General features: G+C 56.9%; 16 protein-coding genes. 12 read left to right on the top strand and 4 right to left on the bottom strand.

The genetic code is table 11. The features are described from left to right. Positions 1 to 68: 68 nt before the first annotated feature. The 5 genes from metG (at position 69) to ACFSKT_RS08990 (ending at position 5,658) form a co-directional block, all read left to right on the top strand. Complete coding sequence (metG, locus tag ACFSKT_RS09010; protein ID WP_377722419.1) at positions 69 to 2,078, top strand: methionine--tRNA ligase; 2,010 nt, start codon at positions 69 to 71, stop codon at positions 2,076 to 2,078. A 174-nt stretch (positions 2,079 to 2,252) separates the two neighbouring features. Continuing rightward, positions 2,253 to 3,287, top strand: a complete 1,035-nt coding sequence (locus ACFSKT_RS09005) for a metal ABC transporter solute-binding protein, Zn/Mn family (protein WP_377722418.1) — start codon at positions 2,253 to 2,255, stop codon at positions 3,285 to 3,287. A 37-nt stretch (positions 3,288 to 3,324) separates the two neighbouring features. Next, complete coding sequence (locus ACFSKT_RS09000) at positions 3,325 to 4,134, top strand: metal ABC transporter ATP-binding protein (protein ID WP_377722417.1); 810 nt, start codon at positions 3,325 to 3,327, stop codon at positions 4,132 to 4,134. Continuing rightward, complete coding sequence (locus ACFSKT_RS08995) at positions 4,122 to 4,922, top strand: metal ABC transporter permease (protein ID WP_377722416.1); 801 nt, start codon at positions 4,122 to 4,124, stop codon at positions 4,920 to 4,922. Before ACFSKT_RS09000 ends, ACFSKT_RS08995 begins: the two co-directional genes overlap by 13 nt. Before the next feature lie 22 nt (positions 4,923 to 4,944). Then, positions 4,945 to 5,658 carry a cytochrome c biogenesis CcdA family protein gene (locus ACFSKT_RS08990; RefSeq protein WP_377722415.1) on the top strand — a complete coding sequence of 238 codons (714 nt, stop codon included), beginning with the start codon at positions 4,945 to 4,947 and terminating at the stop codon, positions 5,656 to 5,658. Here ACFSKT_RS08990 and splB read toward each other — a convergent pair. Continuing rightward, positions 5,655 to 6,725 carry a spore photoproduct lyase gene (gene splB / locus ACFSKT_RS08985; RefSeq protein WP_377722414.1) on the bottom strand — a complete coding sequence of 357 codons (1,071 nt, stop codon included), beginning with the start codon at positions 6,723 to 6,725 and terminating at the stop codon, positions 5,655 to 5,657. The genes ACFSKT_RS08990 and splB overlap by 4 nt on opposite strands. A 244-nt stretch (positions 6,726 to 6,969) precedes the next feature. Here splB and mntR point away from each other — a divergent pair, with 244 nt between their 5' ends. Then, positions 6,970 to 7,392, top strand: coding sequence for a transcriptional regulator MntR (gene mntR, locus ACFSKT_RS08980; protein ID WP_377722413.1), 423 nt, complete (start codon positions 6,970 to 6,972; stop codon positions 7,390 to 7,392). Between the two features lie 173 nt (positions 7,393 to 7,565). After that, complete coding sequence (locus ACFSKT_RS08975; RefSeq protein ID WP_377722412.1) at positions 7,566 to 8,501, top strand: patatin-like phospholipase family protein; 936 nt, start codon at positions 7,566 to 7,568, stop codon at positions 8,499 to 8,501. Between the two features lie 6 nt (positions 8,502 to 8,507). Here ACFSKT_RS08975 and ACFSKT_RS08970 read toward each other — a convergent pair whose 3' ends face one another. Then, positions 8,508 to 8,798, bottom strand: a complete 291-nt coding sequence (locus tag ACFSKT_RS08970; RefSeq protein ID WP_377722411.1) for a hypothetical protein — start codon at positions 8,796 to 8,798, stop codon at positions 8,508 to 8,510. A 36-nt stretch (positions 8,799 to 8,834) separates the two neighbouring features. Then, complete coding sequence (locus ACFSKT_RS08965; RefSeq protein ID WP_377722410.1) at positions 8,835 to 9,806, bottom strand: DUF1385 domain-containing protein; 972 nt, start codon at positions 9,804 to 9,806, stop codon at positions 8,835 to 8,837. 161 nt (positions 9,807 to 9,967) lie between these two features. Between ACFSKT_RS08965 and ACFSKT_RS08960 the strand changes: the two genes are divergently transcribed. The 5 genes from ACFSKT_RS08960 to ACFSKT_RS08940 all read left to right on the top strand — a co-directional run bounded on the left by ACFSKT_RS08960 (position 9,968) and on the right by ACFSKT_RS08940 (position 14,168). Beyond that, entirely contained in the window at positions 9,968 to 10,492 is a 525-nt protein-coding gene (locus ACFSKT_RS08960; protein ID WP_377722409.1) for a YqhR family membrane protein, read from the top strand. Positions 10,493 to 10,559: 67 nt separating this feature from the next. Then, entirely contained in the window at positions 10,560 to 11,012 is a 453-nt protein-coding gene (aroQ, locus tag ACFSKT_RS08955; protein ID WP_377722408.1) for a type II 3-dehydroquinate dehydratase, read from the top strand. 49 nt (positions 11,013 to 11,061) lie between these two features. Next, positions 11,062 to 12,135, top strand: coding sequence for a M24 family metallopeptidase (locus ACFSKT_RS08950; protein WP_377722407.1), 1,074 nt, complete (start codon positions 11,062 to 11,064; stop codon positions 12,133 to 12,135). A 34-nt stretch (positions 12,136 to 12,169) separates the two neighbouring features. Beyond that, positions 12,170 to 12,727 (top strand): elongation factor P, encoded by a 558-nt coding sequence (efp, locus tag ACFSKT_RS08945; protein WP_377722406.1) that lies wholly within the window; start codon positions 12,170 to 12,172, stop codon positions 12,725 to 12,727. A gap of 187 nt (positions 12,728 to 12,914) precedes the next feature. After that, positions 12,915 to 14,168: an aspartate kinase gene (locus ACFSKT_RS08940; RefSeq protein WP_377722405.1), complete on the top strand. Its 1,254-nt coding sequence runs from the start codon at positions 12,915 to 12,917 to the stop codon at positions 14,166 to 14,168. Between the two features lie 86 nt (positions 14,169 to 14,254). On the opposite strand, the gene ACFSKT_RS08935 is transcribed toward ACFSKT_RS08940, so the two are convergent. Then, on the bottom strand, positions 14,255 to 14,716 hold the full coding sequence (locus tag ACFSKT_RS08935; RefSeq protein WP_377722404.1) for a DUF441 domain-containing protein: 462 nt from the start codon (positions 14,714 to 14,716) through the stop codon (positions 14,255 to 14,257). Positions 14,717 to 14,738 lie beyond the last annotated feature (22 nt).

The raw sequence follows: 14,738 nt of genomic DNA, 5'->3' as shown, positions 1-14,738 counted from the left end.
CAAGCTTTCGTCCCATACGGGATGGAAGCTTTTTATTTTGCCCATTAATCAGAGGAGGCGCATTAGCCATGAGCGACAACAAGAACACATTCTATATTACGACCCCGATTTATTATCCGAGCGACAAGCTTCACATCGGTCATGCCTATACGACCGTGGCTGGCGACGCGATGGCCCGCTATAAGCGGCTGCGCGGGTACGACGTCTGGTATTTGACTGGCACGGACGAGCATGGGCAGAAGATCGAGCGCAAGGCGAAGGAGAGCGGGAAGTCTTCGCAGCAATTCGTCGACGATATCGTCGTCGGGATCCAGGACCTGTGGCGCAAGCTGGACATCTCCAATGATGATTTCATTCGGACGACGGAAGTGCGCCATAAGGAAGCGGTCGCCAAAATTTTCGATCGTCTGCTGAAGCAGGACGATATCTACAAAGGCGAATACGAAGGCTGGTACTGTACGCCGTGCGAGTCGTTCTTCCTGGAGCGCCAGCTGGTCGACGGCAATAAGTGTCCGGACTGCGGCCGCCCGGTCGAGCTTGTCAAGGAAGAGAGCTATTTCTTCCGGATGAGCAAATATGCGGACAGATTGCTTCAATTCTATGAGGAGAATCCGTCGTTTATTCAGCCGGAATCGCGCAAGAACGAGATGATCAACAATTTCATCAAGCCGGGTCTCGAAGATTTGGCAGTATCGCGCACGACGTACGACTGGGGCGTTAAAGTGGAAGGCGATCCGAAGCATGTCATCTATGTCTGGATCGACGCGCTTTGCAACTACATCACGGCGCTCGGCTACGATTCGGCCGACCCTAGCCAATATAACAAGTTCTGGCCGGCGGACGTGCATCTGGTCGGCAAAGAAATCGTCCGTTTCCATACGATCTACTGGCCGATTATGCTGATGGCGCTGGACCTGCCGCTGCCGAAGAAGGTATTCGCGCACGGCTGGATTTTGATGAAGGACGGCAAAATGTCCAAGTCTAAAGGCAATGTCGTCGATCCGGTGACGCTGATCGACCGTTACGGCCTCGACGCGCTTCGTTATTTCCTGCTTCGCGAAGTGCCGTTCGGCTCCGACGGCTTGTTCACGCCGGAGAGCTTCGTGGAACGGGTCAATTTCGACCTTGCGAACGACCTCGGCAACCTGCTGAACCGGACGATCGCGATGATCGGCAAATATTTCGAAGGCGAAATTCCGGCTTACGACGGCAGCGTAACGGCATTCGACGCGCCGCTCGCCGAGCTTGCGACAAGCACGGCGGCCCAAGTCGAAGCGGCGATGGACAACATGGAGTTCTCGGTGGCGCTGACGCAAATTTGGCAGCTGGTCAGCCGCACGAACAAATACATCGACGAGACGCAGCCATGGACGCTCGCGAAGGATGACGCGAAGCGGGGCGAGCTTGCTTCCGTCATGTACCATCTGGCGGAATCGCTTCGGATCATCTCTGTGCTGCTGCAGCCGTTCTTGACGAGCACGCCGGGACGTATCCGCGAACAGCTGGGACTGCCGGAAGAAGCGCAGCTCGCCCGTTGGGAGAGCGTCAAGACGTTCGGCTTGATTCCGGGGGGTACGCGCGTGGCGAAAGCCGAGCCGATCTTCCCGCGGTTGGACGCGGAGGAAGAGATCGCATATATTGCAAACGCGATGAAGGGTGGATCAGCGACTACGGAATCCGATGATGCTGCTTCGTCCGCAAGTGCGCCGGCTTCGATCCAGCCATCGGGGGCAGCTGAGCCCATCGAGCATAAAGATGAGATCGGTATCGACGATTTCGCCAAAGTCGAGCTTCGCGTGGCGCAGGTCATCGCCGCCGAACCGGTGAAGAAGGCGGATAAGCTGCTGAAACTCCAGCTCGATCTTGGCTACGAACAGCGTCAAGTGGTGTCGGGCATCGCGAAGTTTTACACGCCGGAGCAGATGGTCGGCCGCAAAGTCATTTGCGTCGTGAATCTGAAGCCGGTGACGCTCAGAGGCGAGCTGTCGCAAGGGATGATCCTCGCGGCGTCGCATGGCGATCAGCTGACGCTGGCTACGGTGCCGGACGATATGCCTAATGGCGCAATTGTGAAGTAAAAGGAATGCTCCCGGAGGCTGCACGCATGCGTGCAGCCTTTCGTTTCGTTGACAAGGCGAACGACGGCCGATATAATGTGAAACGTAAGTCTTACGATTAACGTTTTTGGTTATACTAAGGTATTGTTCATTTTATCTACGATACGAGGTGCAAGTGAAGTGAGAAGAAGAGGTATGAGCAAGATGTTGACGGCGGCCGTGCTGGTCGCTTTATTGTTTGTTATGGCGGGCTGCGGCAAGAATGAAGCAGCAGCGGAATTGAAGGATGACCAGATGAATGTCGTGACGAGTTTCTATCCCGTGTATTTCCTGGCGAAGTCGATCGGCGGCGAGGCGGTCAACGTCGTGAACCTGATTCCGGCCGGGGTGGAGCCGCACGATTGGACGCCGAAGAGCCAAGATTTGAACACGGCATCCAAAGCGCAGCTTTTGTTGTATAATGGTGCAGGGCTTGAAACTTGGGTGGAGGATTTTCTTCAGGGTTTGCCGAAGGACAGCGCGCTCAAGACAAAGGCGGTCAGCGACGGCATCGCCCTCATCGAGGCGACCGAGGAAGAGCACGCCGAGCACGAAGGCGAGGCCCACGGGGAAGAGGAACACGCAGCGGATGAACACGCCGAGGAAGACCATGCGGCCGAGGAGAAGGCAGCTCATGAAGAGGAAGAGCATGCGCATGAACATGCCGGCGAGCACGACCCCCATACATGGGTGAGCCCACGTTCGATGCTCGTCATGGCGGATAACGTGCTGAAGGCGCTGAGCGAAGCCGACGCGGCGAATCAAGCGGATTTCGAAACGAATTATAAAGCGCTCAAGGAACGTCTGACGAAGCTGGATGCGGACTTCTCCGCCAAGCTCGGCGCGGCGAAGAAGAAGGACATCGTCACGACGCACCAGGCGTTCGGTTACCTTGCCCGCGATTACGGGTTGAATCAGGTGGCGATCATGGGCCTGTCGCCGGACGCGGAGCCGAAGGCGCAGGATTTGCTGGTGATCGCGAAGTTCGTGAAGGAGAAGGGGATTACCCATATTTTCTTCGAGGAGCTCGTATCGGCTGAGCTTGCCCAGACGCTCGCCAGAGAGACCGGCGCCGAGACGCTGGTGCTGAATCCGGCCGAGGGATTGACGAAAGAACAAGAGAGCGCGGGCGACGATTACGTCACGCTCATGGAACGTAATCTGGAGAACCTGGTCAAGGCGCTCCAATAACATCGACATAATAGGTCAGACAAGGAGGCGGCGGCCGATGCTAAATGTGATCCAACAGCCGTTTTGCCATCAGAACATTATTGAAGTGAACGATCTGTCGTTCGCGTATCAGCAGAAGCCCGTATTGTCGAACTTAAGCTTCGCGGTGCAGGAGCGCGATTTCGTCGGGCTGATCGGTTCGAACGGGGCGGGCAAGACGACGCTGCTTAAGATGATCGTCGGCCTGCTCAAGCCCGATAGCGGCAGCATCAAGCTGTTCGGCGAGCCGATCGAGCGCTTCCGCGGCTGGAACCGTATCGGCTACGTGCCGCAGAAGAACAGCTTTAACCCGCTGTTTCCGGCGACAGTGCGCGAGGTCGTGCTGTCCGGGCTTTACAATAAGAATAAGCTGTTCAAGCGGGTGACCAAAGCGGATCAGCTGAAGTGCGACGAGGCGCTTCACGCGATGAACATCGAGGATTTGGCGTCCAAGCGGATCGGCGAGCTGTCCGGGGGCCAGCAGCAGCGGGCTTTTCTGGCGCGCGCGCTGATTAACAATCCGGCGCTGCTCATTCTGGACGAGCCTACCGTCGGAATCGACGCGGAGACACAGCAAGGATTTTTTCACTTGATCAAGCATATGCATCAACATCATAACATCACGTTTCTTCTCGTGTCCCACGACATGGATTGGGTTCGTTCGTACATCGGGGAGCATCCGAAACAAGAGAGCGGGAAGATCAAGCTGTACGTGAAACACTCCCATGACTTGGAGGATTGCCGCGAGACGAACCTGACGCACAGTCTCCGGGAGCTGCGGCAGCGGTCGGAGAACGGGAAAGCGAGCGTGTCCAGTTGGAGATCTTAACTAGCGAATTTTTTCAAAGAGCGCTGATCGGCGGCATTCTGATCGGCGTGACAGCCCCGTTAATGGGGTTGTTCCTCGTGCTGCGCAGGCTATCGATGATCGGCGATACGCTCTCGCATGTCTCTATTGCCGGTGTGGCGCTCGGATTTATCATCGGCATTTACCCGCTCGCGGTCGGACTCATATTCGCGCTTGCGGCCACCTTCGCGATCGAGAAGCTTCGCAAAGCGTACAAGTCCTACGCGGAACTGTCGATCGCGATCATCATGTCGGGCGGCGTGGCGCTGGCCTCGCTGCTGTTCTCGCTTGAGACGGGTCCGGGCATCAACGTGGAGGGGTATTTGTTCGGCAGCATTTACACGTTGGACGATCTGGATCTCATGCTGATCGGCATCGTGACGCTTGTCGTGCTGGTCGCGATCGCGCTCCATGCCAAAGAACTGTTTCTCATTTCGTTCGACGAAGATGCGGCCGCGGTGAGCGGCTTGCCCACGAAATACTTCAATATGATGATTAGCGTGCTGACCGCGCTCGTCATCAGCGTCTCGATTAAGATCGTCGGCGCCCTGCTCGTATCGGCCCTGCTTACGATTCCGGCGGCTTGCAGCCTCGTGTTCGCCCGCAGCTTCAAGCAGTCGGTCGTGACGGTGGTCGTGATCGCGGAGATCGCCGTCATTGCCGGTCTAATCCTCGCGGGCGTATGGAACTTGGCGCCGGGCGGCACGATCGTCATGCTGCTCATCGCGATGCTGCTGCTGCTGCTGACCTTCCGAAGACGCAAAGCTTAATGCCAGGTGGGAGTGGATACACATGTCTGACGTAAATATTTGGATGGCGTTCGGGGCGGGCTTCGCCTCGTTCATCTCGCCATGCTGCTTGCCGCTGTACCCCTCGTATCTATCGTACATAACCGGCGTATCCGTGACGGACCTCAAGAGCGAAAAACCCGGGGCCAGTATCCGGATCAAAACGATGACCCATACGCTGTTTTTCATACTGGGCTTTTCCATCGTGTATTACACGTTAGGCTACGGCACGAACGCTTTTGCCGATTTGTTTGCCGAGTATCAGTCGCTCATTCGTCAACTATCGGCGGTTCTGATCATTCTTATGGGACTTATTCTAACCGGACTCATTCAACCTCGTGTCCTGCTAAAGGAACGCAAGCTCGATATACGGATGAAGAAGTCCGGCTACTTCGCCTCGCTGATCTTCGGCATCGGCTTCTCCGCGGGCTGGTCGCCCTGCACGGGACCGATTCTCGCCGCCATTCTGGCACTCGCCGCGTCGGAGCCGGGAACGTGGTTCCAATTGACGACCGCCTATTCGCTTGGGTTCGCGATCCCGTTCTTCGTCCTGGCTTTCTTCATCGGGACGGCGCGGTGGATCGTGAAGTACTCCGCGATTATGATGAAGGTCGGCGGCGCTGTCATGATTCTGATGGGCTTCCTGCTCTTCACGGACCAGATGACGCAAATTACGATTTACCTGAACGGCATTACGCCGGAATGGCTGAAATTCTAGGTGAAATAATCGATCGTAGCATCGGGAAAATGATCAAAGATGCGCTCCGAGATGAACATGCGGAGCGCATCTGCTTGTTCATCGGGGTAAACGTATTTGCCCTGACCCCAGCGGCCCCATTTATACTTGCGCTTCTCGATATCCATCTCCAGCTTTGTCTTCGGGTAACGCTTCTCGATGACGCCTTTCGCCGTCTTCGTGAACCGATGTTGGATGAGCTCGAACGTCAAGCCGGCATGCGCGTCCTTGGGCAGCGCCTCCGCAAGCGAAGCGAACAGCTCGGCATAGCCTTCTTCCCAGCCTTCGTGCCAGATGATCGGCGCGACGATGAAGCCGAGCGGATAGCCGGCGCGCGCGACTTTCGCCGCCGCTTCGATCCGGTCCTCGAACCGGGACGTGGACGGTTCAAAGTGTTTGATGACGTATTTATCGTTCACGCTGAACCGAATGCGCGTATGGCCGTTATGGCGCAGATCGAGCAGCGAATCGACATGGTGGAATTTCGTGACGAATCGCAGTCTGCCATGCTCCTGGTCCGCCATGAACTCGATCAGCTCGGCCAGGCTGCCCGTAATCGGTTCCAGCCCCACGGGGTCCGACGTACAGGCGGCCTCGAAGCGGGTGATCTCCGGCTCGCGTTCGGCAATGTAGCCGCGTGCCGCCTCGATGATGTCGTCCGTATTGACGTAGACCCGGATATACGGCTTAGCCCCGAGCGTCGTCTGCAGATAACAGTAATGGCAATGACCCATGCAGCCGGTCGCGATTGGAATCGCATATTCGGCGGACGGCTTGGACGTATCGAATTTGAGCGTTTTGCGAAGGCCGACGACAAGCGTGCGCTTGGCGATTTTGTATTGTTCCAGCTCGGAATCGCCGGGCAGATTGGTGATCCGGTTGTGGGACGTCGTCATCCGGTAGGGAATACCGGATTGCTGTACCCATTCCATAATGCGTTTTCCCTTTGGATAATCCAGAGCGGCCGGCTCGAAAAACACCAGCTCCGGCACGAATGACGATGCGGTCTTGCGCGCGGATGCGGGACGCTCCAGCGTGGTCGTACTCATTGCGGCTCCCTCCTCGGGCAGATTCTGTACCTGCAGCTAGTTTGCGCCGCGGATGGATGGGGCAAACATGGAAAGTTCCGCTCGAGGTTGCTTCCGGCGTCCGCGGCATTGTATGATACATAGAGTGAAAAAGCGGCTGACCCGCTTGAGATGGACAAGCCGTACGCCCCGGAGAGATGAGGACGCGGCAGAAGCGCGCGGCCTCGGCGCAGCGTAAGGACGATGGTTGAATGGGGGTTCTTTAATGCCGACGCCAAGCATGGAAGACTACTTGGAGCGCATTTATAAGCTTATTGACGAGAAAGGTTACGCGCGCGTATCCGATATAGCGGAAGGATTGGAAGTGCATCCCTCCTCCGTGACGAAGATGATTCAGAAGCTCGACAAGGACGATTATTTGATTTATGAGAAATACCGTGGGCTTGTTCTGACGAACAAAGGCAAGAAAATGGGCAAGCGGCTGGTCGACCGGCATCAGCTGCTGGAATCGTTCTTGACGATGATCGGCGTTCAGGAAGCCAATATTTACGCAGACGTGGAAGGAATCGAGCACCACTTAAGCTGGGATTCCATCACGTGCATCGAGACGCTCGTCGAATATTTCCGGCGCGATCCGCAGCGGTTGGAAGATTTGCGCTCGCTTCGCGCCGAGCTGGATAACGAATAGCGCGTTTGGCTTCAGCCGCCCGCCCTGATTAGGGAGGGGCGGTTTTTTTGTTGCCGCAGGCTTGCCCGGGCACGACCAGTGCCAAGCATCGCATGCATATACATGACCTGACGCTTCAGCGCGAAGCGCCGATGTTCGGCGCCGGGACGCGCTGCAGAGGCAGGAGGGAAGCGATGACGATCATCAATGCCGTCTTCGAGGGCGGAGGCGTGAAAGGGATCGGGTTGGTAGGCGCGATCAAAGCGACGGAAGAGAAGGGGGTCGCGTTCGGACGGGTAGCGGGAACTTCGTCGGGATCGATCATCGCCGCATTGCTAGCAGCGGGGTATACGGCAGAAGAGCTGAGGAGAATCGTGGAAGGTACCCCGTTCCGGTCGTTTTTAACCCGGGGAGGTCTGTATCGGATGAAGCTGGTCGGTCCGGCAGCGCGGTTGTTCATTAAAGGGGGCTTATACAGCGGCGAAGGATTAACGTATTGGATTACGAGTTTGCTCGCGGCCAAGGGGATCCGGACGTTCGACGATTTGCCAGCGGGGAAGCTCAAGATCGTCGCTTCTGATATCACGAACGGCAAACTGCTGGTCCTTCCGGACGATATCGCGAATTATCAACTCGATCCCGGCCGCATGCCGGTAGCCGCGGCCGTGCGGATGAGCGCGAGCATTCCGTATTTCTTCGATCCGGTTCGGCTGAGACAGCCGCGCCAGCAGGGGGGAGATAAGAGCGCCAGACGAATGTGGGCGTATATCGTCGACGGTGGACTGTTAAGCAATTTTCCGCTCTGGCTGTTCGATCCGGAACAGGGCGCGGCAGGAGGAAGGACGCCGGTCGTCGGCTATCAACTCGTCGGAAAAAACGAAACCGAACCCCGCGTCATCCGAGGTCCGGTTACAATGTTTCAAGCGATGTTCGAAACGATGCTGCAAGCGCACGACGAGCGGTACATCGAGAAGCAGAACCGAGAGCGCGCCATCAAGATTCCGACGCTCGGCATGCGGTCAACCGATTTCGACCTTACGCAGGAAGAAAGCGATGCTTTATACAAGTCGGGATACGATTCGGCCCGGGCGTATTTCGCCAAGCCGGGCTGTCGCGTCTTTATCCCTTAATAGGAATCAATGATACTTCGGCAGGTTGTCGTCGTCCTTGCCGCCTTCGATGACGCGGAACGGCATTGTCTTCCGCGTCTTCGGCTTGCTTGGCGTCGGCTGCTGCGCCCGCATATGGGGTTTGGCCTTCTGCTTGGCGCGACGGCCGCGCATCTGGTAGAAGTACGCGGCGAAGATCGCGCCGAGCACGATGACCGGAAGCACCAGTCGTCCGGGGAAAAAAATCAGCTGATAGACAAGACCTAATCCGGCGAGAACTAAAACGGCGACGAACAGAGGACTCATTTTTCGCGGCATGAAACTCACCCTTTCTCCCGATGTTAAGCGGAACGGTTAAGCGGTTTTACCCATTTGGCGGTCAATCTCCAGCATTCGCTCGAACGAGGCGATCGATACGGCAACCTGTTCGTCGTTCGGTTCCTTGGTCGTCAGCTTTTGGAGCCAGAGGCCCGGGAAGCCCAAGAAACGCAGAACGGGGACATCGCGGAGCGCGTTCGTGAATCGCAGCGTCTCATAGGACACGCCCAGCACGACCGGCAGCAGGAGAATGCGAATGTAGACCCGCTCCCACATCGAATCCCACGTAAAGAAGGAGTAGATGATAACCCCGACCAGCACGGAGAAGACGATGAAGCTGCTGCCGCACCGGTAGTGCAGGCGGGTGAAGCGCTGCACGTTCGCGACGGTGAGCGGCACGCCTGCTTCGTAGGCGCTGATCACTTTATGCTCCGCGCCATGGTACTGGAACAGCCTTTTGACGATCGGCGTCAAAGAGATGATGTACAAATAGGTAAGGAGGAACAAAATCTTAATAAGACCTTCAATCAGGTTGTGTACTATTCTATTCGAGAACGTTTGTCCAAAGAGCAACTCTTCCACGACCGCGGGAACGACCGTGAATACGAGCTTGCCGGCGATGAAGGACAAGATGCCGGCGACCGTGACGCCGACGATCATGCTGAGGCTCCAGCCGCTTTTCTCCGGCTTGTCCGTTTTGGCCGGCGGCGCGTCCTCGCTTTGCGTTTCGTCCTCCGCGTAAGCTTCCATCGAGAAATTCAGATGCTGGGAGCCCTTCGCGCTGGATTCGAGGATGCCGACTATGCCTCGAATGAGCGGGATTTTTTTTAGTTTCTGCAAGAAGGGCTGCGAGGTGCGTGGAACTTCGTAAAACATGATCTCGTTATTTTTGCGCCTAACCGCCGTGACATTGACATGCTTGCCCGCAAACATGACGCCTTCGATGACGGCTTGCCCCCCATAGATATTGCGCGGTTCCTGCGACAAGGGCGAATCACCATCCTTCATGATCAAAATCTCTTTCTATTGTACTTGATTCGCGGAACGATTGCGAGCGGCATCCGTTACCGCGCCTCGCCCCGCAAAGTTCGTTTAGTGGAGTGGAAAATGCGCCATACTAATCCGGTAGCAAACGAATACCGTCTATTACCAACAGGAGGTCGAATCGTGTGCGAATCACGCATAGACACGCCTTGCGCAGGCGTCGGCACAGAACGAATCCGTTCATGTTCGGACTTAACCTAGGTTTTTTTGCGGGCTTGATTTGGGGCACGCTGCGCTGGCTGCTGTACAACATGAATTTTACGAACGCGCTGCCGGGATTCATGGTGGACTCGTTTTTTCTGGCTTCCTTCTTGAGGTCGGGCTGGGGGCAGCTGATCGGCATCGCGAGTTTTATCGTGTTTTCGATCGTCGCCACGTTTCTGTATATGTTTGTGCTCGGCAGGTTCAGGGGGCCATGGGCCGGCATCGCGTACGGCGTAATATGGTGGGGCATTCTGTTCCTCGCGCTCGGTCCGCTGATCGGCATTGTGGAGCCGGTTCGCGAGATCGGATATAATACGCTCGCATCCGAGCTGGCGGTGTTCTCGATTTGGGGCGTGTTCATCGGCTTCACCCATGCCTTCGAATATCATGACGAGGCTTCGAGGGAGCCGATGATGACCGGAGCCGGTCGGGCGGGAGCGAGATAAGCTACTTCTCAAAGCAAGGGTCATTGTGGTAAAATGGCAATTGATCTATGCGCCGGGGAGGTACCTGATGCTATCCATACTCGTATTAAACGGACCGAACCTGAACATGCTCGGCGTTCGCGAGCCCGGTGTTTACGGCACGTCCACGCTGAGCGACATCGAGTCGCTGCTGCGGGAGACCGCGGCGAGCCTTGGCGCGACGCTGTCGTTTTACCAATCGAATCATGAAGGTTATCTCATTGACCGGATTCACGAGGCTTACGGCAACGTAGACGGGATCGTCATCAACCCTGGCGCGCTGACGCATTACAGCTACGCGCTGCGCGACGCGCTCGGCACGGTGGCGATTCCGTTCGTCGAAGTACATCTCTCCAATATCCACAAACGCGAGCCGTTCCGGCATGTTTCCGTAACGGCCGAATTGGCGGTTGGTCAGATTGCCGGCTTCGGCGCCCAAAGCTACGTGCTTGGCCTTACCGGCCTTGTCCGTCATCTGGAGAAGGCTGGCGCGAAAGGCTAATCCCCGCATGGCGGGCAGATGCGCGAAAGCCATGGAAAGGGTGAAGGATATGACGACCAATCGCGTTGCCGGCATTCGTGCGCGCTTAAGCGAGCTGGGCCTTGACGCCCTGTTGGTGACAAGCGCGGTGAACCGGCGTTATGTAAGCGGATTTACCGGATCGGCGGGTGTGCTTCTGCTGACCGGGACGCAGAATTATCTTGTGACCGACTTCCGTTACCGGACCCAAGCACCAGAGCAGGCGCCTGCGTTCACGGTCGTCGAGCACGGCATCAAGCTGCTGGACACGGTTGCGGAGCTGGCGAACGCCGCCGGCGTGAAGCGGCTGGGCTTCGAGCAGGATCATGTTGTCTTCTCCGAGTATATCGGCTGGAAGGATGGATTGGCCGGCGTTGAGCTCGTCCCGGTGTCCGGTGTGATCGAGAAGCTCCGGATGTTCAAGGATGACGCCGAGCTTGCCGTTATGCGCGAAGCTTGTGCGCTGGCCGATGCGACATACCAGCATATTCTCGGCGTGATCAAGCCAGGCCTTCGGGAGAGCGACGTCGCGTTGGAGATGGAGACGTTCATGCGCAAAGGCGGCGCGTCCGGCCCTTCATTCGAGACGATCGTGGCTTCCGGCGAACGTTCCGCGCTGCCGCACGGCGTAGCCAGCAACCGAATAATCGGCGACAACGAATTCGTGAAGCTGGATTTCGGGGCGTACTACAATGGCTACTGTTCAGATTTGACGCGCACCGTCGTGGTGGGCAAGCCTTCCGAGAAGCACCGCGAAATATACGCGATCGTGCTTGAAGCGCAGATGACCGCGCTTGCCGGCATCAAACCCGGCATGACAGGACGCGAAGCGGATGCACTTGCACGCGATGTCATCGCGCGTTACGGATACGGGGATCATTTCGGCCATGGCACCGGACACGGGCTGGGCATGGAGATTCACGAGTCGCCGCGACTGTCGAAGATGAGCGATACCGTTCTGGAGCCGGGGATGACCGTCACGGTCGAACCGGGCATTTATTTGCCGGGCTTCGGCGGCGTCCGCATCGAAGACGACATCGTCATTACCGCTGGCGGCAACGAGCGCTTGACGGCTTCGCCGAAGGAACTACATACGTTAGCGTAAGACCAGGTTTACTACCTTTAGGAGGGAATTTGCAGTGATTTCAGTCAACGATTTCAAAACAGGCCTGACCGTCGAAGTGGACGGCGACATCTTTACAGTCATTGATTTCCAACACGTTAAGCCAGGCAAAGGCGCGGCATTCGTCCGCTCCAAGCTGAAGAACCTTCGTAACGGCAATACCGTCGAGCGCACGTTCCGCGCAGGCGAGAACATCGGCCGCGCGATCATCGAGAACCGCGCCGTGCAATACCTGTACAACTCCGGCAATGAATATTCGTTCATGGATAACGAGACGTTCGACCAGTTTACGCTGGAGAAGAAGCAGCTCGAGTGGGAAGTCAATTTCTTGAAAGAGAACATGACGGTTAACATCACGAGCTACCAAGGCGAGATCATCGGCATCAACATGCCGAACAGTGTCGACCTGAAGGTCATCGAGACCGAGCCGGGCGTGAAAGGCAACACGGCGCAAGGCGCAACGAAGAACGCAACGGTCGAGACTGGCCTGAACGTGCAGGTGCCGCTTTTCATTAACGAAGGCGACGTGCTGCTGATCGATACGCGCGAAGGTAAATACATCTCCCGTGCATAATTATGCATAAGCAGCCGTCCGGGTAGAACCCGGGCGGCTTCGTTCTATGTACGGGCATAATCCCCGCAACAGGCGCAGTATGGCGGTTTATGTCGATTTCCGTATACCCAAATAGGAATAATTGTGCTATAATCTGACCTTGTATAACGTTAAAGAGTTAAAGTAATCGTTGGGGAGTGGATCAGCGGTGTCGTTGATTGTGATGAAGTTCGGCGGCAGCTCCGTCGGCACGACTGAACGGATGCAGCGTGTCGCCAAACGGATTGCCGATTATAAAGAAGCGGGTCACCGGGTCGTCGTGGTCGTATCCGCAATGGGTGACACGACGGACGATCTGATTGACCAGTCGAAACAGTTGAACCCGAATCCGCCGGCGCGCGAGATGGATATGCTGCTGACGACGGGGGAGCAAATTTCGGTCGCCTTGCTGTCGATGGCGATTCACGCGATAGGTCATCGCGCGGTATCGTTCACGGGCTGGCAGGCAGGCATCCGCACCGAAGCGGTTCATGGCAAAGCGAGAATCTCGGACATTACGCCGAATCGTATTTTCGAAGCGCTTGACGCCGGGAACGCCGTTATCGTGGCGGGTTTCCAAGGCATGACGGACGACGGCGAGATTACGACGCTCGGCCGCGGCGGTTCCGATACGACAGCGGTAGCGCTGGCAGCGGCGATCCAAGCGGACGTGTGCGAAATCTATACCGACGTCGACGGGGTCTACTCGACCGACCCGCGCGTCGTGAAGTGCGCGCGCAAACTAGACGAAATCTCGTACGACGAGATGCTGGAGCTGGCCAATCTCGGCGCGGCGGTTCTGCATCCGCGTGCGGTTGAATATGCGAAACATTACAACGTGCGGCTCGTCGTGCGTTCGAGCTTTACTCAGAATGAAGGAACGACGGTGAAGGAGGAAGCGGTCATGGAACAGGGAGTCGTCGTGCGCGGCATCGCGTTTGACAAGAATGTAGCAAGAATCAGCATCTTGGGCGTGGAGGATGAGCCTGGCGTTCTGGCTAAGGTGTTCGGCGCGCTTGCGGAGGGCGGCATCGACGTCGACATTATCGTGCAGAGCGGCGTGCTCGGCGGCAAAGCGGACTTCTCCTTCACGGTCTCGAAAGACGACCAGGAGAAAGCGACGCAAGTCGTGGAGAGCATCCGGGCTTCCGTTCCTTACCGTGAAGTGACGTCCGAAGTCGACCTCGTGAAAGTATCGATCGTCGGCGCCGGCATGGTTAGCAACCCGGGCGTTGCGGCCAAAATGTTCGACGTGATCTCGAAGCTCGGCGTCAGCATCAAAATGGTCAGCACATCCGAAATCAAAGTGTCCTGCGTGATCGCCGCCGAAGGCGTGCAGGATGTTATTCGCGGCTTGCATACGGCCTATGGCTTGGACACGGCGGAGCAAGTATTCGTCGGCGGACCGCAAGACCGTCGTTAATTCCATTCATTCGCATGGCAGCACGAAGCCAGCCACCTCTTTCGCATTTGCGAAAGGAGTAGGCTGGCTTTTTGCCGTCCGCCGAGCTAGAATCGTCCCCCAATGAGGCTGAACAGCTTGAACAAAATGGCGGTAATGCCAGCCGCCATCAGCGGGCCGACCGGAATGCCGCGGAAAAACACGATGCCGATGATGGAGCCGACGACGAGACCGACAACCAGCTGAGGGTCGAATTTGAGCATTTCGAGTCCTTTGCCGTTCACGTAAGTGGCAAGCGCGCCGCCGGTCAGGGCTAGAATGCCGGGCCATGAAGTCAACGCGGCTGTGATATCCTTCGTAGAAATCCGGCCGGAAGCGAAGGGGACGAGTACGCTGAACGTGAGAAACAGCAGCCCAAGCTCGAGTCCCCGCCGCTCGATGGTCGGTAAGTAGCGTTCCAAATGAATCAACTTCACGATCAGCAGCACGCAAGCTGCCGTCGAGATGATCGGCGACCGGCCGATCAAGCCGATAATGATCAGGATAACGAGAATGACTTGACCGTTCATGGCTGTCCGCTCCTTGGCTACG

Source organism: Paenibacillus xanthanilyticus (assembly GCF_042682185.1).
Taxonomy (GTDB): Bacteria; Bacillota; Bacilli; order Paenibacillales; family Paenibacillaceae; genus Paenibacillus_Z; species Paenibacillus_Z xanthanilyticus.
This window is presented reverse-complemented; position numbering and strand designations above follow the sequence as displayed.